At 54.8% G+C, this 19,918-nt stretch carries 23 protein-coding genes and 5 pseudogenes; 9 read left to right on the top strand and 19 right to left on the bottom strand.

What is annotated here, in order from left to right:
• Nucleotides 1–254: 254 nt before the first annotated feature.
• From JCM15764_RS13420 to murI, 12 genes and pseudogenes are all read right to left on the bottom strand, one after another.
• Nucleotides 255–1,625, bottom strand: coding sequence for a sigma-54-dependent transcriptional regulator (locus tag JCM15764_RS13420; protein WP_054696549.1), 1,371 nt, complete (start codon nt 1,623–1,625; stop codon nt 255–257).
• 57 nt (nt 1,626–1,682) lie between these two features.
• A complete protein-coding gene (locus JCM15764_RS13415; RefSeq protein WP_054696546.1) occupies nt 1,683–3,188 on the bottom strand; it encodes a two-component system sensor histidine kinase NtrB in 1,506 nt (501 codons plus the stop codon).
• Nucleotides 3,189–3,222: 34 nt separating this feature from the next.
• Entirely contained in the window at nt 3,223–3,531 is a 309-nt protein-coding gene (locus JCM15764_RS23730; protein WP_243688983.1) for a hypothetical protein, read from the bottom strand.
• 13 nt (nt 3,532–3,544) lie between these two features.
• The gene (locus tag JCM15764_RS13410) at nt 3,545–3,769 is read right to left on the bottom strand and encodes a type II secretion system protein (RefSeq protein ID WP_054696543.1); all 225 of its coding nucleotides are present in this window, start codon (nt 3,767–3,769) and stop codon (nt 3,545–3,547) included.
• Complete coding sequence (locus tag JCM15764_RS28485) at nt 3,769–4,110, bottom strand: transketolase C-terminal domain-containing protein (RefSeq protein ID WP_369412329.1); 342 nt, start codon at nt 4,108–4,110, stop codon at nt 3,769–3,771. Before JCM15764_RS28485 ends, JCM15764_RS13410 begins: the two co-directional genes overlap by 1 nt.
• Nucleotides 4,111–4,260: 150 nt before the next feature.
• A pseudogene (locus JCM15764_RS28480) lies at nt 4,261–4,697 on the bottom strand (transketolase family protein); the annotation flags it as partial.
• Nucleotides 4,698–4,743: 46 nt separating this feature from the next.
• Nucleotides 4,744–5,572: pseudogene (locus JCM15764_RS13400) on the bottom strand (transketolase).
• Between the two features lie 27 nt (nt 5,573–5,599).
• Nucleotides 5,600–5,980 (bottom strand): RomY N-terminal domain-containing regulatory protein, encoded by a 381-nt coding sequence (locus JCM15764_RS13395; protein ID WP_012646455.1) that lies wholly within the window; start codon nt 5,978–5,980, stop codon nt 5,600–5,602.
• Between the two features lie 113 nt (nt 5,981–6,093).
• A pseudogene (locus tag JCM15764_RS13390) lies at nt 6,094–8,514 on the bottom strand (homocysteine S-methyltransferase family protein).
• Between the two features lie 46 nt (nt 8,515–8,560).
• Nucleotides 8,561–8,743 (bottom strand): hypothetical protein, encoded by a 183-nt coding sequence (locus tag JCM15764_RS26835; protein WP_279384438.1) that lies wholly within the window; start codon nt 8,741–8,743, stop codon nt 8,561–8,563.
• A 138-nt stretch (nt 8,744–8,881) separates the two neighbouring features.
• Complete coding sequence (locus JCM15764_RS23720) at nt 8,882–9,148, bottom strand: hypothetical protein (protein ID WP_243688982.1); 267 nt, start codon at nt 9,146–9,148, stop codon at nt 8,882–8,884.
• Nucleotides 9,123–9,973, bottom strand: a pseudogene (gene murI / locus JCM15764_RS13380) (glutamate racemase). The gene JCM15764_RS23720 and the pseudogene murI overlap by 26 nt, the downstream one beginning before the upstream one ends.
• Nucleotides 9,974–10,138: 165 nt before the next feature.
• On the opposite strand from murI, the gene JCM15764_RS13375 reads away from it, so the two are divergent.
• From JCM15764_RS13375 to JCM15764_RS13355, 5 genes and pseudogenes are all read left to right on the top strand, one after another.
• On the top strand, nt 10,139–10,480 hold the full coding sequence (locus JCM15764_RS13375) for a hypothetical protein (protein ID WP_054696537.1): 342 nt from the start codon (nt 10,139–10,141) through the stop codon (nt 10,478–10,480).
• A gap of 7 nt (nt 10,481–10,487) precedes the next feature.
• Entirely contained in the window at nt 10,488–11,492 is a 1,005-nt protein-coding gene (locus tag JCM15764_RS13370) for a 2-hydroxyacyl-CoA dehydratase family protein (RefSeq protein ID WP_054696534.1), read from the top strand.
• A pseudogene (locus JCM15764_RS13365) lies at nt 11,485–12,266 on the top strand (acyl-CoA dehydratase activase). Before JCM15764_RS13370 ends, JCM15764_RS13365 begins: the two are co-directional and overlap by 8 nt.
• Before the next feature lie 15 nt (nt 12,267–12,281).
• Nucleotides 12,282–12,575, top strand: a complete 294-nt coding sequence (locus JCM15764_RS13360; RefSeq protein ID WP_054696532.1) for a hypothetical protein — start codon at nt 12,282–12,284, stop codon at nt 12,573–12,575.
• Nucleotides 12,572–13,156, top strand: coding sequence for a putative metallopeptidase (locus JCM15764_RS13355; protein ID WP_054696529.1), 585 nt, complete (start codon nt 12,572–12,574; stop codon nt 13,154–13,156). Before JCM15764_RS13360 ends, JCM15764_RS13355 begins: the two co-directional genes overlap by 4 nt.
• Before the next feature lie 34 nt (nt 13,157–13,190).
• Here the strand turns inward: JCM15764_RS13355 and JCM15764_RS29900 are convergent, their stop codons facing one another.
• Genes JCM15764_RS29900 through JCM15764_RS29870 form a run of 7 tightly spaced genes read right to left on the bottom strand, consistent with a single transcriptional unit; the run spans nt 13,191 to nt 16,402 of the window.
• Complete coding sequence (locus tag JCM15764_RS29900) at nt 13,191–13,685, bottom strand: molybdopterin dinucleotide binding domain-containing protein (protein WP_243688981.1); 495 nt, start codon at nt 13,683–13,685, stop codon at nt 13,191–13,193.
• Nucleotides 13,672–13,932 (bottom strand): hypothetical protein, encoded by a 261-nt coding sequence (locus JCM15764_RS29895; protein ID WP_243688980.1) that lies wholly within the window; start codon nt 13,930–13,932, stop codon nt 13,672–13,674. Before JCM15764_RS29895 ends, JCM15764_RS29900 begins: the two co-directional genes overlap by 14 nt.
• Complete coding sequence (locus tag JCM15764_RS29890; protein WP_243688979.1) at nt 13,929–14,237, bottom strand: hypothetical protein; 309 nt, start codon at nt 14,235–14,237, stop codon at nt 13,929–13,931. Before JCM15764_RS29890 ends, JCM15764_RS29895 begins: the two co-directional genes overlap by 4 nt.
• On the bottom strand, nt 14,228–14,422 hold the full coding sequence (locus JCM15764_RS29885; RefSeq protein WP_243688978.1) for a hypothetical protein: 195 nt from the start codon (nt 14,420–14,422) through the stop codon (nt 14,228–14,230). Before JCM15764_RS29885 ends, JCM15764_RS29890 begins: the two co-directional genes overlap by 10 nt.
• Nucleotides 14,368–15,156 carry a molybdopterin-binding domain-containing protein gene (locus JCM15764_RS29880; RefSeq protein WP_243688977.1) on the bottom strand — a complete coding sequence of 263 codons (789 nt, stop codon included), beginning with the start codon at nt 15,154–15,156 and terminating at the stop codon, nt 14,368–14,370. Before JCM15764_RS29880 ends, JCM15764_RS29885 begins: the two co-directional genes overlap by 55 nt.
• The gene (locus tag JCM15764_RS29875) at nt 15,153–15,821 is read right to left on the bottom strand and encodes a molybdopterin-dependent oxidoreductase (RefSeq protein WP_243688976.1); all 669 of its coding nucleotides are present in this window, start codon (nt 15,819–15,821) and stop codon (nt 15,153–15,155) included. The genes JCM15764_RS29880 and JCM15764_RS29875 overlap by 4 nt, the downstream gene beginning before the upstream one ends.
• The gene (locus tag JCM15764_RS29870) at nt 15,818–16,402 is read right to left on the bottom strand and encodes a hypothetical protein (RefSeq protein WP_243688975.1); all 585 of its coding nucleotides are present in this window, start codon (nt 16,400–16,402) and stop codon (nt 15,818–15,820) included. The genes JCM15764_RS29875 and JCM15764_RS29870 overlap by 4 nt, the downstream gene beginning before the upstream one ends.
• 356 nt (nt 16,403–16,758) lie before the next feature.
• Between JCM15764_RS29870 and JCM15764_RS13345 the strand changes: the two genes are divergently transcribed.
• The 4 genes from JCM15764_RS13345 (at nt 16,759) to JCM15764_RS13330 (ending at nt 19,878) form a co-directional block, all read left to right on the top strand.
• Nucleotides 16,759–17,382: a substrate-binding domain-containing protein gene (locus JCM15764_RS13345; RefSeq protein ID WP_054696526.1), complete on the top strand. Its 624-nt coding sequence runs from the start codon at nt 16,759–16,761 to the stop codon at nt 17,380–17,382.
• A complete protein-coding gene (locus tag JCM15764_RS13340; protein ID WP_054696523.1) occupies nt 17,379–17,579 on the top strand; it encodes a type 2 periplasmic-binding domain-containing protein in 201 nt (66 codons plus the stop codon). Before JCM15764_RS13345 ends, JCM15764_RS13340 begins: the two co-directional genes overlap by 4 nt.
• A gap of 68 nt (nt 17,580–17,647) precedes the next feature.
• Nucleotides 17,648–18,781, top strand: a complete 1,134-nt coding sequence (locus tag JCM15764_RS13335) for a methyl-accepting chemotaxis protein (protein ID WP_054696520.1) — start codon at nt 17,648–17,650, stop codon at nt 18,779–18,781.
• Nucleotides 18,715–19,878 carry a methyl-accepting chemotaxis protein gene (locus tag JCM15764_RS13330; protein WP_054696516.1) on the top strand — a complete coding sequence of 388 codons (1,164 nt, stop codon included), beginning with the start codon at nt 18,715–18,717 and terminating at the stop codon, nt 19,876–19,878. The genes JCM15764_RS13335 and JCM15764_RS13330 overlap by 67 nt, the downstream gene beginning before the upstream one ends.
• Nucleotides 19,879–19,918 lie beyond the last annotated feature (40 nt).

Below are 19,918 nucleotides of genomic sequence, written 5' to 3'. Positions count from 1 at the left end.
TACTAGGCTGCTATTAATGCAACTTCGATGCCCGCACCACCGACTATTTTATCTTCCGATTAAATAGTCGGTGGTGCAGACATAACCCTTGATAGGCTTAAAGAAAAATATCTTGAGGATTTAGATAGTTATGTGTGGGGCTTTTCTTGTGAAGCAAAGCCCCATTGGGGAGGGAACAAAAACTGAAATTCCATGTAAAGAGGCATTATTATTATGTTTGTCACAATTCACGAAAATGGACAGGATCGAGAATTTTATTTTAAAAAACCAAATTTCTTCATGCGGTACCTGAAAGCATCTATGCCCAGGTTAAGTTTTTTGGCGGCCTTTGATTGATTCCAATCGGTTATCTCCAGCGATTGCCTTATGAGCTCTTTTTCTACCTCTTCGATATCAACCCCTTCGGGTGGCAGTTTGAACGTAGAAACCGGCACTGTGGATGCGGAACTTTTCGCAATTATCTCAAGCGGCAGATTTTCGATAAGCAGGGTGTCCTCGGTCCCAAGGATGATAGCCCGTTCAATAACGTTTTTAAGTTCTCTGATGTTGCCTGGCCAGCTGTAATCAAGGAGCATCTTTTCAGCCATGCTTGAAATGGATTTTACCGACTTGTTGAATTCCCTGCCGAAGGATTCCATGAAGAAATTGGCAAGCTGGATGATATCGTCCCTCCTCTCCCTTAAAGCAGGAAGGAAAATCGGGATCACCTGCAACCGGTAGTAGAGGTCGTTGCGGAAAGACTTCTCTTCGATGGCCTTGAGTAGCTCCTTGTTGGTCGCTGAAATAATCCGCACATCGACAGATATAACCTTGGCGCCACCGATGCGCCTGAAGGTTCTGTCCTCAAGGAACCTGAGGAGCTTTGCCTGCATCCCCATCTCCATATCACCGATCTCGTCGAGAAATACGGTCCCTCCATCGGCGAGTTCAAACAGCCCCTTTTTTGCGGTTTTGGCATCGGTAAAGGCCCCCTTTTCATGGCCAAAAAGCTCACTCTCCAGAAGGGTTGCCGGGACGGCCGCACAATTTATAGCGACAAAGGGTTTTTCTGCACGGCTGGACTGATAATGGATCCATTTTGCGACCAGCTCCTTGCCGGTACCCGATTCGCCCTGAATGAGAACGGTGGATGCTTCACTCTTGGCAACCTTGCCCATCATGTCCAAAACATTTTTCATATGCTTGCTGGTACCGATAATTTTGGGGGGACCCAGCTTTTTGTGCTCACTTCTCAACTGAACCACTTCGCGACGCAGATCGGAAGTTTCCAGCGCCTTCTTTATGACAATGGAGAGCTCATCCAGGTTAAAGGGCTTGTTGATATAGTCGTAGGCCCCCATGCGCATGGTGTTTACGGCTGTTTCCAGACCGCCATGGGCCGTGAGCATTATGACTACTATTTCGTCATCGAATTCCTTGACCTTTTCCAGAACCTCAAGTCCGCCAATGCCGGGCAGTTGAATATCAAGCAGTACCAGCTCAGGTTGCTCCTCGCGCACCAGACGAAGAGCATCTTCACCATTGCCGGCGGTAAAGACTTCATAACCCTGCTTTTTCAGATTCTGTTCCAGTGACCAACGGATCAAGTGCTCATCATCAACCACCAGTATTCTTGTCTTTCTCAAGGCAATTCCCCTTTTCCAGAAGTAGTAAAAAAGTAGCGACTGGATCTAATTGTATGGCTATATTGCTGCAGCGGTCTCCAAAGCCTGATTTTCAGGAAATTGCAGGCTGAGGGCCGGTAAACTTACGATGAATTCGGTTCCTTTGCCATCCTCGCTGGAAACGGTCAAGGTCCCGTTGTGCTGCGACACGAGCTTATGGCAGATGGCCAGACCAAGGCCGGTCCCCTGTGCCTTTGTCGTAAAAAACGGGGTGAATATCTTTTCCAGGATCTGGGCAGGAATTCCCTGCCCGGTATCCTTGACCATGATAAGAACCCAGTCCTGCTCTTTTTTCTCGAATGCACTTCTTATGGTCAGTGTTCCGCCGTCATGCATTGCCTGCATGGCATTGAGAAACAGGTTGAGCAAAACCTGCTGGATCTGTTTCGGGTCCACATACACCGGCGGCAGATCTTCCTGAAGTTCCAGCTTTTTCTCGATATTTTTGCTTCCCCGGTGCTGGGAAGCGAATTTAAGGGTTTTCCGTATGGTTGAATTTATATCGGTAAAGGCGGGCTCGGGTTGCGCCGGCTTGCCGAAAAACAGCAGGTCATTAACCGTCTTGTCGAGCCTCTTGATCTGCTCCAGTACTTCATCGACAATGGTGGTGCGTGAGTCAGAGGGGGCGAAGTCCTCTTTTATTATGGTTATGGCTGCTGCAATGCCGGTCAGAGGGTTTTTTATCTCGTGGGCAATGCCTGCCGCCATTTCGCCAACGGAAGCCAGCCGGTCCGCCCTCTCCATCTGCTGGAAATGATATTGATCCAGCTCCTGCTTGGCAGTATCGAGCCGATCCACCATGGAATCGAAACTGACTATGAGACGGCCGATCTCATCCTTGCCATCGGGCTTCATCCGCACCGACAGATCACCCTGCTCGACCCTGGACATGTTTTCAGCCAGCCGATGGAGAGGCTTCTTGACGAATTTAACCATGACCATGGAGATGGCAAGGGAGAGGAAGGATATGATGGCAATGGTGGAGAAGACAAAGAGCTTGGAAGCATCCACGATCCGCCTCCGGGTCTCGACCAGCGAATAATTCACATTAAGCAGGCCGATGATCCGGCTCTTGTGGCCATGGCAGACGTGGCACGGTTCATCGTTATAGATAGGCTTCAGCATACCCAGGACTTCCCCGTGCCCCTCCAGGTAAAAAACACCTTCTTTCCTGTTGTTGATGAACAGTTGGTAATCCCGGTCATCAACGGGCTTGCCGACTTCATTGGGTTGGGAGGATTTGAGGACAACGCCGTGGGGATGAAATATGCGGACGGAGAGCAGTTTCTGGTTCTGCCCTACCAGTTCAAGGATGGTCTGCACATCTTCCGTGTTGCCGATGCGCATGGAATTGTAGGTACTGCGCTCGATGGTGTTGAGCAGAAGCTCGCTGCTTTCCCGTGCGGCGTCGATCAGCTGCATCTGCTCCCTTCTCAGGGTAACGAAGGCAAAGGTGCTGATGCCGAAGACGAGCAGCAGGATAGAGATTACTATTACCCGTGTGGTGAGGCTCTTAAAGATCAATCAGACTCCTGTGAAGCAATGGCAGGAAGGTTCATTAAGGTCCTGGTGATGTTTTTACCGGTGATGTGGAGGTCTGTAAGCCGCTGATAGTAGTTGTTGCAGCCTTTTTAGGCGGCGTGACATCCCACCGGAATTCCCATTCACTGTATTTCTTTTTCCCTTCGAACTGGGTGTAATCTGCAGGAAAATTAGCCTGCTTGATGGGTTCCTTATCACTGGAACTGGCAACGCCTAATATTCCTCTGTTAGGATCTCTTATAATGTTCCACTCTTTGCCAGTAACCGGGTCCCGATAGAGCTTGCGCAGATAATGAACTCCAGGCCTACGAGCAAGATCATTCAATAAAAGATCCATATTATTTAATGGCTGGTTTTTTGCTATTGCCCCCGGAGTTACGCCAGCGGAGCAGGGCGTTTCGGTACTGGGTCCCCACCCACAAAAGCTCCGCTTCCTTTTCCCGGTCCATGATCATCTTCCACGACTGCCCCGCCACCCCCAGCATTATGCCCATGATGATTACGATCATCAGGGCGGCAAGGTAGGTGAATCCGGCAGAAGATTTGAGCGGGTGCAGGAACATTATTTCCTCGCGAGAACTTCCTTTGCAGCTTCTACGAGATCTTCAGGCATCAGGCCGAAGTATTTGAGCAGTTCTTCCGCCTTGCCGGAGGTGCCGAAACGGTCGTTTATGCCGACCCTTTTCACCGGTGTCGGGCAGGTCTCCGCCAGCAGTTCGGCAACGGCTCCCCCCAGTCCGCCGATGATGGAATGCTCTTCGGCGGTCACAATGGCGCCGGTTTCCCGGGCGGCCTTGATAACGATCTCCTGGTCCAAGGGCTTGATAGTGCCGATGTGAACGACACGAGCAGAAATGCCCTCTTTTTTCAGCTGTTCGGCAGCGGCCAGCGCCTGGGCAGTCATGAGGCCGGTAGTGATGAAGGTCATGTCGCTACCCGCGGCAAGTTCACTCCCTTTACCGATCTGGAAAACATGATCTTCAGGGAAAACGGTCGGTACCTTGTTACGGCCAAGCCTTATATAGAACGGCCCCTTGGCAGCGGCTGCCGCCCTGATTGCGCCCTTGGTTTCTACACCATCTGCAGGTACCACCACCGTCATATTGGGAATGGCACGCATGATGGCGATGTCCTCGATGGACTGGTGGGATCCGCCGTCCTCACCCACCGTGACGCCGCCGTGGGTGGCAACGACCTTTACATTGGCCTTCGGATAGGCGGCTGACTGGCGGATCTGTTCCCAACCGCGACCGGCAGCAAAGATGGCAAAGGTGGAAAGAAAGGGCACCTTGCCCACTGCCGCCAGGCCTGCTGCCGTTCCGACCATGTTCGCTTCGGCAATGCCATATTGAAGAATCGCTCCGGAAACTTCTTGGCAAACACCCCGGTTTTTGTCGAACCGGAAAGATCCGCATCCAAAGCAACTATATCTTTATTATCCTCGCCCAGTTCCGCAAGAGCCTCACCATATGCATCCCTGGTGGCAATCATCTTACTCATATATAAAATCCTCTCATCTGTTTTTATGATCTAATCTTTATTCGCAGAAGCTGCCAAGACATTCCAGCGCCCCGCGGCAGTTCTTCGTCACTGGGAGGAACGCCGTGGTAGGAGGCCTTGTTCTCGAAGAAGGACACCCCTTTGCCTTTTACCGTGCGGGCAACGATTACCGTCGGCTGTCCCTTGACCGTTTCGGCAGTATCGAGGGCCGCCATGATGGCTCCCATGTCATGGCCGTCGATATCCAGCACATGCCAGCCGAATGCCCGGAACTTGTCGGTGATCGGGGCAACGTTCATGACCCGGCTCACCTCGCCGTCGATCTGCAGGTTGTTGGCGTCGACCATGGCACAGAGGTTGTCCAGCTTGTAATGGGCCGCAGCCATTGCCGCTTCCCACACCTGCCCCTCCTGCAACTCCCCGTCGCCGAGGATGGCATAGACCCTGTTGTCCTTGCCATCGGCTTTAAGGCCAAGGGCCATGCCGTTAGCCATTGACAAGCCCTGTCCGAGGGAACCGGTGCACACGTCCACACCTGGAGTCCCCTTGCTGTCCGGATGACCCTGCAGGTGGCTGCCAAGGCGGCGCAGCGTCATCATGTCCTCTTTCGGGAAATACCCCGCTTCGGAGAGCGCCGCATAGAGGGCAGGAGCTGCATGCCCCTTGCTGAGGACGAAACGATCCCTCCCCTGCCAGGTGGGCTCGGCGGGATTGTGACGCATCTTGTAAAAATAAAGGGCTGTGACCATGTCGATGGCTGACAGGGATCCGCCGGTGTGGCCGGATTGGGATTTGTGCAGTGCCTTGACGATGGAAATGCGGAGTTGCCTGGCCTGTTCTTCCAGTTGTGTTTTTCGATCGTTCACGTAAAGCTCTTCCTTTCAGGTGATTGGCTAGTCATCGTCGGTAATGAGATAATCAAGGATGATTTCATCAAGACTTTGTGTGCCAGCTCCATTGGCAGCCGGTTTTTTTTCAGGCACCGGGGCAGGAGCGGCATTATCAGGAGATTTATTGAAGATGCGCTGGTCGAACTCGGCCGACTTGAGCCGGCGCATCATGTCCTTGTGCTGCTCCTTCATCAGGTCTTCAACCACCTGTTCCAGGTTGTCCACCTTGATGATATCTGCGTAGCTGGTCTTGATTGAGGCGAGAATAGTGCCGCCCCGGTAAAGGAGGGTAATGATGTGGGGGTTGGCTATGCCGCTGTCCTCGGTCTGGACATGGAATATCTCCCCCTTGTACTTGATGTTGTGGTTGAAGCCGCCTACCATTTTTCGCTCTCCGCCAAATGACGTACAAGTTGTCAAACTACCACACGCAACAGAGAGTTGCAACAAGTAAAAAACAGCGTTTATCTCAATGGTTTATCGTTCAGGAAAGCCTCTCAGCTCCCCTTGATTTTCCCAATTATCGCCTTGATCTTTGACACGGCCTCCATGGCATCCTTGGCATAAATATCCGCCCCGATTTCAGTGGCGTAATCCTGGGTCAGGACAGCCCCTCCCACCATGGTGAAGGTTTTCACTCCCGCCGCCCGCAACTGCTGCACAACAGTCTCCATCTCGGACATGGTCGTGGTCATCAGGCGGAAAGGCCGACCGCATCCACATCATGGGCCTTGGCTTCGGCGACAATGCGGGCAGCAGGAACATTCTTGCCCAGATCTATGACTTCAAAACCGTGGTTTTCAAGGAGGGTGCAGACAATGTTCTTGCCGATGTCATGGATATCCCCTTCCACGGTAGCCATGAGTATCCTGCCCAGGCTCTCCAGCTTCATCCCCTGCATTTCCTGCTTCAACCGGGAAAAAGCGGTCTTCATGGTCTCCGCAGAGAGCATTACCTGGGGAAGAAAGACAATGTTCTTCTCAAAACGGCGCCCCACCTCCTCCAACCCCGGCAACAAGCCATTGTTGCTGATCTCCAGCGGGCTTAAACCCTGGGAGAGGGCAGCCTCCACGTGGTCGACGATGTTTTCCACATCGCCGTCAATGACCGCCTTGGCCAGAATACCTCGAATGTCCTGGGGGGCGGCCTCGACCTGCCCGGCGCTTGCCGCAACTGCTCCTTTATAGGCATCGATATAGGTGGCAGCATTGGCATCCCTGTTGAGAAGGACCATTACCGAACGCCAGACGTCCATCATCGCCTGTTCCTTCGGGTTGATGATAGCGGCATCGAGACCGGCCTCCATGGCCATGGCGAAAAAGGCCGAGGAGATCAGGGGCCGGCACGGCAGACCGAAGGAGATGTTGCTCACGCCGAGCACCGTATTGAGCCCGAGTTGTCCCTTGACCCGGCGGATGGCTGCAAGGGTCTCCAAGGCCCGTTTCTGCTCGGCGCTGACAGCCAGCGTCAGACAGTCGATGATAACATCGTTTCTCCTGATCCCCAGTGAAATTGCTCTGTCGGCTATCTTTGCTGCAATGGCGGTCCGGGCTTCGGCAGTTTCGGGAATACCGTTCTCATCGAGGGTGAGACCGATAACAGCCGCACCATATTTTTTCGCCAGCGGCAGGATGCGCCCCAGGCTCTTCTCTTCGCCATTGACGGAATTTATCAGCACCTTGCCGTCGGCGGACTTGAGGCCCCGCTCCAGCGCTTCCGGATTGGAGGAGTCAAGGACCAGGGGAACGGAGGCAGCCCCTGCGGCGCAGAAAACGGCCTGTTCCATGGCCGCCGGTTCGTCGATACCAGGCGCGCCAACATTGACATCAAGCAGTGTCGCCCCGGCAATCACCTGCTCCATGGCCTCGCGGCGGATGTAAGAAACCTTCCCCTCCCGCAACTCGGCAGCAAACCCTTTCTTGCCGGTGGGATTGATCCGCTCGCCGATGATGGCGACTGGCCGGCCGTTGCCGAGGGCAGTATGGCCGCCGCGGCTGGAAAGCCAGGTAGTTCCCCCTGAGGAAGCAATGTCCGGCAGAGCCTGATTCTTTCCCGCCAGAGCATCCTTCATGGCACCGATGTGGGCAGGAGTTGTACCGCAGCAGCCACCGATGATCCGCACCCCCAACCCAAGCATCCGATCATGGTAGCTGTCATTTCGTCGGGCGTGGCCGGGAAAATGGTCTTTCCTTCCTTCAGCACCGGCAGCCCGGCATTGGCCTGGGAAATAAGGGGCAGGGTTGAGACGCGGCGCATGGCGGAAAGGATTTCATAGATGCCCTCAACGCCCAAGCCGCAATTGGAGCCGATGATGTCTGCGCCTACCGCCTCCAGGGTTATGGCGGCAGCCTCGGGGGGCGTACCGAGCACTGTCCGGCCTTTGTCATCGAAGGTGAGCATGGCGATGATGGGAATCTCCGCAGAAACCTCCCGGATGGCAATGATCGCAGCACGGATCTCCTTGATGTCCAGGAAAGTCTCCAGGGTGATGAGATCGGCGCCGGCTCTCACCAGGGCCTCAGCCTGCTCGCGGAATTGGGCGGCCATCCGGTCGAAGGTCAGATCACCCACCGGTTCGACAAACTTGCCGGTAGGCCCCATGGAGCAGCTACATATGCCCGGTCCCCGGCAACTTGGCGGGCAATTTCCACCCCCCTGGCATTGATTTCTGCCAGTTTGCCCTCAAGCCCGTAATGGGAGAGCTTTTCCCTGCTGCCACCGAAAGTATTGGTGACGATGATGTCGGCGCCGGCATCAAGATATTCCTGGTGGACCCCTGCCACCACCTCCGGCAAGGTAAGATTCAGCTCTTCAGGCGATTGCCCGGCCTTGAGCCCCCGCTGCTGGAGCATGGTCCCCATGGCTCCGTCCAGCACCAGCACCCGGTCTTTTATGGACTGCAAGAAAGGCTGTTTCATTGATATACCCTCGCGAATGTAATGTAATTGCATAAGCCGTCAGCGATCATGGTACCGGTCCGGCCCCATCCTGTTTCTTTTCCAGGCTGAAATCGGGGGAAAGGGATTGGCGCAGGTCCAGGTGCCCCTTGGCAGTTTCCACCTGCTGGCCGTCCTTGAGAAAGAGCACTTTTTTCACCTGCGGGAAATTGACGGCAATGGTGTCGATGACGGCATAAATGGCCGTCATCTCGCTGAGCTGCCGGCGGCAGATCGTCGTAAAATTCCCTGCCGAAATCCACGGTCACCTGGTCTCCCCGTACTTCAACCTTGCGCACCTGGGTACTGTCCGGCAAAACCGGTCCATGGTCTCCCACAGGGCCGCTGATCAGCTCACCGACAACAGCTCCATGGACTCGGCAGGATCGGAGCCTGCCTCTATTTCGCGCCCTTCCCGCACCAAGCCGTCCCCACTTTCATCGGCAAAGAACAGCGTTACCAGGATAGTTCCGGCTTGTTCCGCCGGAGGGGGCACCTGAGGTCTTGTGCTGATGTGATATTTTTTCGCCACCAGAGCGCCGACAATTGCCGCAAAAACCAGGAAGGCGATGATAATGAACCTCATCCCTTTACGGGGCTGTCTGTTTGTCTTCACCGGCCGGCTCCTCTTCATGGGCTTCATCGTCCAGGTTCACTTGATATACATCGCCAAGGCGTTCGCCGAGAAAGCGGCTGCCAACGCGGATGAATCCGGCCGGAACATCGGTAACAAAGAAATGGTGGTTGCCCTTTTCAGAAGTAGGACGCAGCAGCGACTTTTTGCCCAGTATCTCAGCCACGGTAAAGGCGGTTTCCTCGGCAGAATCCACAAGTGTGACCCCATCGCCCATGACCTCGGCAATGATCCCCTTGAGAATGGGATAATGGGTGCAGCCAAGGACCAGGGTGTCGACAGCCTCTTCTTTAAGCCCCTTGAGATAGGTTTGTGCGGTCAGCCGGGCAACTTCGTTATCGATCCACCCTTCTTCAGCCAGCGGCACGAACAGCGGACAGGCCCTGGTCACCACCTCTATCCCGGGATTGATACGCTTGATCGCCTTGGCATAGGCGCTGCTTTTGATAGTTCCTGCCGTACCGATAACCCCTACCTTGCCGCTGCGGGTAACGGCAGCGGCACGCCGGGCGCCAGGCTCTATCACCCGACGATGGGAATGGAAAACTCTTTTTTCAATGCGGCCAGGGATACGGCAGAAGCGGTATTGCAAGCAACGACCAGCATTTTGATATCGCGACTGACAAGAAAAGAAGTGATCTGGCGCGAGTAACGGACAACGGTCTCCGGGGATTTGGTCCCATAGGGGACGCGGGCCGTATCACCGAGATAAATGGTGTCTTCCTGGGGTAGGACCTTCATGATTTCTTTGAGGACCGTCAATCCTCCTACACCCGAATCAAATATGCCGATAGCTTTCCAAGCCACTTTTTCTCCCGAAACCGCCGTTATCATGAATGAAAACGTTTAATAGTATTTTAGCCATGCACCCATTGTCAAGGCATTTGCTTTACTTTATGAATACAATAAATCTTTAATTTTCCAAGAAAATCTGTTATGTATTCCGGGTAATCTGTCACCATTGGAGACCCTATGGAAAAACAGGAACTGCTCAACAAGACGGTGGAAACCCTCTCTCCCTTCGAAACCGGCAATATCGTTCACTTCATTCAGAACTTGACCATGAAAAGTGCCATGGAGAATCCCTGGATCATCGGCTTCTTCCTGGTGCTTGCCTTTTATGCAGTGATCAAGCGTTCCAAATTCGTCCTCGCCTCCCTCTTTGCCGCCATCTCCATCATGCTCCTGGTCCGCTTCACCCTCCCTGCCGACAGCGGCAACGAGCTCACCCTCAGCTCCACGCTCCCCTTCGCCTTCGGTGGGCTGGCCATCGGCGGAGCACTCATTTACTTCATTTTCATCAAGACGGAGTAGCCTGTCCTTGTCCCGAGTCGGTTTTACCACAACCATACCCGTAGAAATCCTGATAGCTGCAGGAAAAATCCCGGTAGACCTCAACAATATCTTCATTACCAGCGACAGAAGCGGCCAGCTCATTGAAGAGGCCGAAGTTGCCGGTTTCCCGCGCAATGTCTGCGGCTGGATCAAAGGAATTTACGCCACCGTCCTGGAAAGCGGCATCGGCGAAATGATTGCCGTCACCGAAGGAGACTGCAGCTACACCAAAGCCCTCATGGAGGTCCTCTCCATGGCCGGCATCAGGGTCGTCCCCTTTGCCTATCCCATCGACCGGAACCCGCAAAGCCTCAAGGCAGAGATGGAAAAGCTGATGGATCACTTCGGTGTGGGGTGGCCTGAGGTCAATTCGGCAAAAGAGCGTCTCGATGCCATCCGGCGGAAGGTCAGAGAGATAGATCGTCTCACCTGGCAGGAAAACAAGGTTACCGGCGAGGAAAATCACTATTTCCAGGTCTGCACTTCCGATTTCAACAGTGACCCCGAAGCCTTCGAGAAGGCAGTGGACGCCTTTCTTGGGGAGGCAGCAGCCCGACGAAGTTTCGGCAGACAGATTAGACTCGCCTACCTGGGGGTGCCGCCGATCCTCAGCGAGCTTTACCCTTTTCTGGAAACGCTTGGCGCCAGGGTTGTGCTTAATGAAACACAGCGCCAATTCGCCATGCCCTATGAGACCACGGACATTGTAGAGCAGTACCTTCGTTATACCTATCCCTACGACATTTTTCACCGCATTGCCGACATCCAGCTGGAAATCGCCCAACGGCAGGTGGACGGCGTCATCCATTATGTCCAGTCCTTCTGCTTCCGCCAGATAGAGGACATGGTCATCCGCAAGAAGCTGTCCTTGCCCATCCTCACCCTTGAAGGGGACAAGCCGGCGCGGCTGGATGCCCGGACCAGGATCAGGCTGGAAGCTTCGTCGAGATGCTTGCCGACAAACAGGCAATGGCGGAGGATTGATGGCTGAATATATCAGCAGAATCGGCATCGACCTGGGAAGCAGAAAGGCCAAATTCGCCCTGCTCGTCGACGGCGTTGTATCCAGGCTGGCGGACCGGGATACCGTCACCTTCTACAAACGCTTCGGCAGGCTCGAAGGAGAAGAGCTCCTCCTCGACCTGAAAGCCAGTGAACTTTTCTCGCCAGAAGAACTGGCGACGCAGCGGTGACCGTTACCGGTTATGGCCGCAACACCTTGTCCATGAGGGGCGCCAAGGTCATTTCGGAGATCCGTGCCCATGTTGCCGGCGCCCTGAAGCAGACCGGGCTGAAAAACTTCACCATGCTCGACATGGGAGGGCAGGACACCAAGGTCGCCCTGGTCACCGGGGGCAAATTGGCCGATTTCGTCATGAACGACAAGTGTGCCGCCAGCAGCGGCCGTTATCTGGAAAATATGGCCGCCATTCTGGAGGTGAGCCTCGACGAGCTTTCATCCCACTGGGAAGAGCCGGTACCGCTGGATGCAACCTGCGGCATATTCGGCGAGTCGGAACTGATCGGCCAGATCCTGCGCGGCTTTCCCGTGGAGCGGCTCTGCGCCGGGATCAACCAGACCCTGGTGAAAAGGGTCATCCCCATGCTGAAGCGATTTCCTGCAGAACACCTGGTCCTGACGGGGGGCGTCGCCCTGAACACAGCTCTTGTGAAACTGCTGGAGAAGGAGATTGGAAGTACCGTCATCGTCCCGCCCCATCCCCAGCATAACGGCGCCATCGGTTGTGCCGCCATAGAAAAATGAAAAACGGAGACCCACATGAAAATTGGCAAAAAAGACTGGTTGTTCATCGGCCTGATCGGTATCGTCGCCATCATCTTCATCGCCATTTCCGGTGAAGAAAAAACGAAGAGAGTTCCCCTGAATGACACACACAAGCCGTTTTATGAGATCGTAGCCAAGACCGGCAGCAAGATGGAGGCCGACAAGGGTTGCCCGGCCTGCCACAACGAGCAGGGAGGAATCCCCTTTCCGCCAAAGCATCCGGTGAAGCCGAAGGACGGCCCCATGCGCTGCCTGTTTTGCCACAAACTGCAAAAAGCCGGAAAATGACCACCCTCAATCTGACCGGGGAGCTGGAGCGGCTGGTCGGCGACATCGTCCGACGGATGCCGGAATTCAGCCACATCGACCCGCAACAGCTCCTCGTCTGCATCTCGACCACCCGCAATGGCGGCATCCACGGCACCTATGCCAAGATCCACCCCTTACGCTTCGAGGGGGGCGCCAGGACCACCACCGCCAGGCGCGGCCGGCGCACCTTCACCTGCACCATGCCTGAGGTGGAGCATGGCGGCGCCCAGATTCTCTACCTCATCTACTTCCTCGTCCCGCGCTTTCTCAACCTGCCCCTGCGGGAAAAGCTGATCACCGTCTTCCACGAGCTCTACCACGTCTCGCCGCTTTTCAATGGCGACCTCCGCCGCTTTCCCGGCAGAAACTACGCCCACGGCAGCTCCACCAGAAAATACAACGCCCTGATGGCAGCGCTGGTCGATACCTATCTTGACCGGCTGGAGGGAAAGCAGCACCTGGCATTTTTGGAAGGTACCCTGGAGGATCTCCGCCTGCGCCATTCTGCCGTGGTCGGACGTAAATTTGCCGCACCCCGCATGAAAGTCGAACCTGCCTGACCGGCATTAATCATGCCTCCTGCTGCGAACCCTGCTAAACCTTTACCAACCTGATCTTCGTATCATAAAACGACACGCTCCCCCCAACCTTGTCGATCATGCAGGTGTTCTTCAGATGGGGATCAAGCCACATGGCGGCGTTGGCATTGACACCCCCGGCCCGGCGGGGATCCCCCTTGATGAGTATGCCGTCAATTACCATGTCGGTGGCTCCGCTTGCCCAGAGACCGTGACCGTGGGTAAAGGTAACAACCCCTGGGCGGATGGTCTCGGTCAGCTGCACCCGCCCGATTATCGGTTTTTTCACGCCGTTGCCCAGATCCCACTCCCCGCTCGGGTTGGTGGCAGAGACCACCTTGACCTTCTGGCCCTGTTTCAATCCCAGTCTTTTGCCGTCGGCGGCATTGACCACAATGGCATTTTCCGGGAAGAGCCCGGTCAGATACTGGTTACTGGCCGTCCTGCTCTTGGTCATCCTGATGTCCTTCTGGGTGATAAGGTGGAGGTCATGGCCCTTAGAAATGGCCACCGGCGCTGTCCAGGGTGTCGGCCACCGGCTGGTACCCGGGCAGGCCATGGAAATGCCTGCCGGTAAAGGCATCCTTGACCAGCGCCGTCTTTTCCTGGTAAAGGTTGATGAGACGACCGTACCTGTTCGCTGCATAATCGCCGTCATAGGCAGATTCCTGGGTATCGAAGCGGCCACCCCGGTTGAGGATATGGATTGCCTTGCTCAACTGCACCGTATCCAGGTCTCCGGCCTGGTCGATCCTCAAAACGCTGGTGGGAAGGTGCCTGTGGCTCTCATAGAAAAGCCCCACTTCTTGCGAACCGGCATCGGCGACCGGGACACTGCGTCATAGGCCAGATTCGCCACCAGGCGCCAGTAGAACTGCTCCGGCGTTTTCAAGTCAAGGCCGGTGGCAAAGCCGTCCTTGCCGAAGCCGGGGAGCTCAAGCTTTTCCGCCAGGGCCAGCCAGAGGGTCTCGAAGGAGATGGGCTGTTCTTCACCGAATACCTTGACCACCTCATTGGGAGAGACGATCACCGGGTGCCTGACCGGCTGCACCTTTACCGGCATATTGGGTGAGAACCCTGGAATTCCCACCGTTCCAGGAAATGAAGATCCGGAAAAACATAGTCGGCATACATGCTGGTGCTGCCGATGGTAATGTCGCTGGCAAAGTAGAGTGGCACCCGCTCCAGATCGGTCAGGGCGGCAATGCCCGCATCTCCGGCGGGAAGGGCATAGGATGGGCTCCCCATGTAGGAGAACAGGACCTTGATCGGGTATGGATAGCGTCGGCGATGGAGGGAAGAATTTCCTGGTAGATGTCGGAAGAAAGGGGCCACCAGTTGCGTCTGGCCGGATAGCCGGCAAAGATGGTCGACTCTTCATAGGCCGTGCCATGGCGGATGACGGACAGGCCGAAGGGCTTGCCGGTTTTCGGCGACATTTTTTTCAAATTATAGGGCTGCCTGTCGTTGCTGCTGCCGTCATAGTTGAAGGCGGCAGGAGCAATCATGCCCCCTTTCCAGTCGAAATTGCCCATGAGCAGATTCAGGTTCATCAGGGCCGAAACGGCGTAGAAGCCATTGGTATGCTGGGCGACGCCGCGGTGAACCTCGACACAGGCTTTCTTGCCGTGGGAGGTGAACTCCCTTGCCACGGCCTCTATTATTCCCGGCTCGATGCCGCATATGGCCGCGTATTCCGCCAGCGTCCGTTCCCGTGACGCCTCAAGCATGAGTTGCAGGGAACTTTTCACCCTTACCGGGCCATGCTCCCCTTTGAGCACGGTATCGACGAATAGTTCTCCCCTGACCCGCAATCTGGTATCATTGGGATCGAAGGCAACCGGCTCCCCGTCCCGTATCGCCACCAGGAATTCAAATTCGAAGCTTCTGCCGTCCTTGTCCTTGCGCACCTCTTTCGGCTTCAATCCTATCTCCGAGGCGCGGAGAAAGGCGCCGGGCTCACCATTACCGTCAATTTTCACCAGCCAGGTGGCGTTGCTCCAGGTCGGTTCCTGATCCTTGGTCGCCCCCGCCGGTTTGCATTGGCCAGATAGGTGGCATCGAAGCGCTTGTTTTCCAGAATCCAGCGGGTCATCCCCATGGCAAAGGCGGCATCGGTCCCCGGCCTGATGGGCACCCAGCGCTGGGCCTTGGCCGCAAGCCTGGTGAAGCGCGGGTCGATGACCGTCATCTTCAGCTTTCCCGTCACCAGCCGTTCCGTCATCCGTGGCGTGCGGTTGGGGGGGCCGTAGTTGGCGTCGAACAGGTTGGCGCCCACAAAGAGTATATATTCCGCATGTTCCTGGTCCGCCTGCCAGTAGAATTTCTGCCCTCCCCTGAAGCCGTTGCCGGCGTACTGTTCGCTCATGGCTTTGCAGGCAAAGTAGAGGGACCCCTGGCAGACGGTGGTATGTCCATGGGTATTGACCGTCCCGAAGGCATCGGTGAAGCGCCGGGCGAAATCGCTCCGCCCCCCCTTGATCCGCCCCCAGAAATAGACAAACTGGTTGTTCTTCGGCCCGAAATCGGGATGGTCGGGATCGATGAGCAGATGCAGGTCTTTGGCGTGCCTGGCTTTAAACTCGGCAACGGTCATCCTCTTCTTGCAGATCTTCTCCACATCCCCGGCCATCGCCGCAAATGTCACAGGTCCTGCATGGCATGGAGTTCCTTGAGACCGGTAACCTGCCGCTTTTCTTCCCCCGGCACCTGGCTGAAGAGAAACCCGCCGTTGACAATCTCAGTGACAGCCTGGGCGAAGGGAATGGAAATCCATTTCCCCTCGCCCCGCCTGCCAGCCCGTTTCAGAACCTTGCGAATCCGGTAAGGGTCATATGCCCCCTGGTGGGCAGACTGACCTTTAGGGCAGATGGCGCCATCGGTCTTAGAGGTTTTATATGGCGACACCGACATGGGGAGATGGGGATGGAGGGTAAAAGGGTTGTAGGGATTGCCGTCGATCTTGACAACGACCCCCTCGATCATCTTCACCTTAAGGCCGCAGCCGGTGTTGCAGTTAAGGCAGGCGGTGTGGAGGGTGCGGTCCGCTCGCATCAGTTCATAGGCCTCCATTGCGGTCAATTCCGCGGCCTCGACCCGGGCAATGAGACCATGGATGAATTCCAGTTGCGATGCCGCCAGGGCGCTGCAGCCGATCAGGGCGCTGTTCCTGAGAAACTCGCGGCGGGTGATGCCGAAACCTTTTTGTCTCCTGTTCTCTTCACTCATGCATGTACCCCGGCTGAGATATTGATGATGCCCATGGCAACGCCACCAGAACCAAGTTTAAGATAGCAAAATAGCCGATAAAGACAACCAAAGACTTTTGCCTGCGCCCTGGCAGAACAAAATAGTGTTATTACCCACTCCAATATTGCAATTACGTCATCTGCCCAGTGACCCTGGCGGCCATGGAAATGGGCAAGTAGCTGCAGCATCGGCTATTTATCCGTAAACGTGAACTTTAATAAAAATGGTGCAATTATTGCTCATCAGCAGTATTGTTGAGCAGAAAACACGATTAGAATCAACTGTGAAATCGATATATTTCACTATCTGCACCATTTTATCCTCAGGAGGTTTTCATGTTGAAAAAGTTTTGTATCGTCCTTTCCGCCCTCTTCATTCTTCCCACCCTGGCCTTGGCAGATATCACCTACAGCGGCTCGTCCACCATCGGCACCGGCATACTGAAAGCCGGCGCAGCAGACGCCTTTGCAAACAAAACCGGTAAAAAGTTGGCCTCTATCGAAATTCCCGGTTCCGGTAAGGGGGTAAAGGCCCTGATCGAAGGCAAGGTCATGGTGGCCGGGGCATCCAGGCCCCTGAAGCCTGAGGAGAAGAAGGAAAAACTTTCTTCCACCACCATCGGTTATGATGCCGTTACCGTCTTTGTCCATAAGAACAACCCCATCAAAAACCTCAGCAAGGAGCAGCTCAAGGGCATTTTTACCGGCAAGATCAAAAACTGGAAGGAAGTCGGTGGGAAAAATGCGCCCATCGTTCCCAATACGGAGATTCTCGATGCAAGCGGGCCACCATCGAAATGTTCCAGGAGCACGTCCTGGATGGCGCCCCCCACGCCAAGTTCAAACAGATCGACCTTCCCCGCGATCAGATCATTGAAGTGGCAAAGGATGAAAATGGCGTCTGCAGCGTCAGCCTCGGCCTCTATGCCACCCTTCCAGGGGACATCAAGGGAAAGGTGAAGCCTATCTCCGTCAACAACACCGCCCCGGATGACAAGAACGTCCGTTCCGGCGCCTATCTCATCTCCAGGCCCCTTAACCTGGTGACTAAAGGCGTTGCAAAAGGCGAAGTCAAAGAGTTTATTTCCTTTATGCTCTCCAGCGAAGGTCAGACGATTGTCGGCAAAAATTTCGTCCCGGTCCGGAAGGTAAAATAACCAATTTCACCCCAGAAGCGCCGCATGCTATCTGTGCGGCGCTTTAATATTGCAAAAGGAGTCAAACCTTGAAACTGGGACAGAGGTTGAATTTCATCGGCCACATGAAAATAAAAACCAAGATGCTGTTTATCATGGCAGTTGTCTTTTTCGGTTTTGCCGTCTCCCTCGGCATGAGCTACTACACCATCAACCAGATAAAGGTTGGCAGCAGAATTTATACGGACATCAAGAACTCCAAAGACACCATAGAACAGATCGCCTTTCTCAAATCCGACCTTAACCGGGTAAGGGCCGAGTTGATCAGCCTGATCAGCGAGACCAATACCGATGAGCAGGAAAGTATTGTCGGCGATATCCAGCAAATCACCACCGAAATAAACGATCAGTTCGGCGCCATTATCAAAAAGCTGGATTCTGAAGAGAAAAAGCTAGCCGTTCAGGATGCGCAAATAACCTGGCAGGAATTTCTGGATACCATGCAGAATGAACAGATTCCTGCCGCTCGACAGGCCAACAGATCCATGGCCCTGGAACTTGCCCAGAATGTGCAGAAAATGCGCTATGACCGCTTTATCGAGCAGGTCGGCAGCACTGTAGACACACTGCGTATGGAGATCGAGGAACGTGAGGCCGTTACGGCAAAACTTATCAGACAAAAGATCATCATTGCCGGCAGTGTCAGCGCCGGGCTGTTCCTGGTAGTACTCCTGTCGATCACCTGGGTGGCCCGTTCCATTACCAGTCCACTGGTCAAGGGTGTCAACTTTGCCCAGTCGGTGGCAGAAGGCAACCTCTCCGAAACAGTTGCCGTCGATTCCAGTGATGAGATCGGTGAACTTTCCGCAGCGCTCAACAGGATGGTGGCAAGCCTGAGCCACATGGTAAAGAGGATCAGCGCCTCTGCTCGCGATCTGGCCACAGTGTCCAGCCACATCTACCAGGCATCCACCTCCGTATCGGAATCTGCAGACCTGCAGGCAAACGACATCGGAGAAACGTCCCTGGCAGTACAGGCCATCAATACCTCGGTGAAGGACGTGGCCCATGGCGTGGACAGCCTGTCCGTTTCAGCTTCCGAGACATCCTCTTCCATTCTGGAAATGGCAGCCAGCGTTGAAGAAGTTGCTGCAACATGGAATCTCTGGTCGAATCGGTGGTGGAAGTCAGCTCCTCCATCACCGAAATTGCCGCTGCCATAAAACAGATCAGTGAAAGTGCATCGGCCTTGATGGATACATCCGCGGCAACGGCCTCCTCCGTTTCCCAGATGGACTCCTCCATAAAGGAGATCGAAAGGAACTCACAGGAAACAGCTTCCATCGCCGCGGAAGTCTTGAAGGACGCAGAAACCGGCAAGGATTCTGTAGAGGCAACCATCGCCGGCATGGATCAGATCCGCTCCGCATCGCTTATTACAGCAGAAGTCATAACCGCCCTTTCGGAGAAAACAGAGAACATCGGGGCCATCATCAGGGTTATCGATGATGTGACTGAACAGACCAACCTGCTGGCCCTGAATGCCGCCATTATTGCCGCCCAGGCCGGTGAACACGGCAAGGGTTTCGCCGTTGTCGCCGATGAGATAAAGGAGCTTGCCGAAAGAACCAAGAGCTCTACGGGAGAGATAACCACGTTGATCAAGGGTGTGCAACTGGAGACCGAAAAGGCGGTAAGTGCAATAGGCTCTGCAGAAAAGTACATCCAGGAAGGTGCACATCTCTCCAGACTATCCGGGGAGGCCCTGGAAAAGATTGTCAGCGGCGTCAAACAGTCCACCGACCGCATGCGTGCCATCGCCCGCACAGCCGTGGAACAGGCCGGGGGCAGCCGCGTCATCAATGAAGCAATGGAAAATGTTTCTTCCATGGTCCAGCAGATCGGCAGCGCAACCAAGGAACAGGCCAAGGTCAGCGATTTCATCGTCGCAACGGTGGAACGCATGACCGGTTTCGCCAACCAGGTCCGTTCGTCCACCAGGGAGCAGGCAAGAGCCAGCAGCAGCATCGCCAAATCCACTGAAAGCATGACGGAGATGATCAGCAGCATCAAATCCGCCTGCGACGTCCAGACCGAGTCCAGTGCCAAAATAGTTCAGGCTGTGGCAAAAATAGAAAAGTCGACCGGGAAGAACCTTGAAGCGACCCAGATCCTCAACACCGCTGTCTCCAGCCTCTCAGACCAGACCGATATCCTGCAAAAAGAGATGAATGTCTTTAAAATGGAAGATGAGACTGACATTGCAGAAAATATAGAGGACATTGGCGACGAAACGGTGGTGCTCACCGAAAGGGCCTGAGCAAAAAAGGGCTGCGTTGTCCGCAGCCCTTTTTCCTGCC

The organism is Geotalea toluenoxydans JCM 15764 (assembly GCF_001311985.1).
Taxonomy (GTDB): Bacteria; Desulfobacterota; Desulfuromonadia; order Geobacterales; family Geobacteraceae; genus Geotalea; species Geotalea toluenoxydans.
The sequence above is the reverse complement of the archived record's forward strand: the minus strand, read 5'-3'. Positions and strand labels throughout refer to the sequence as shown.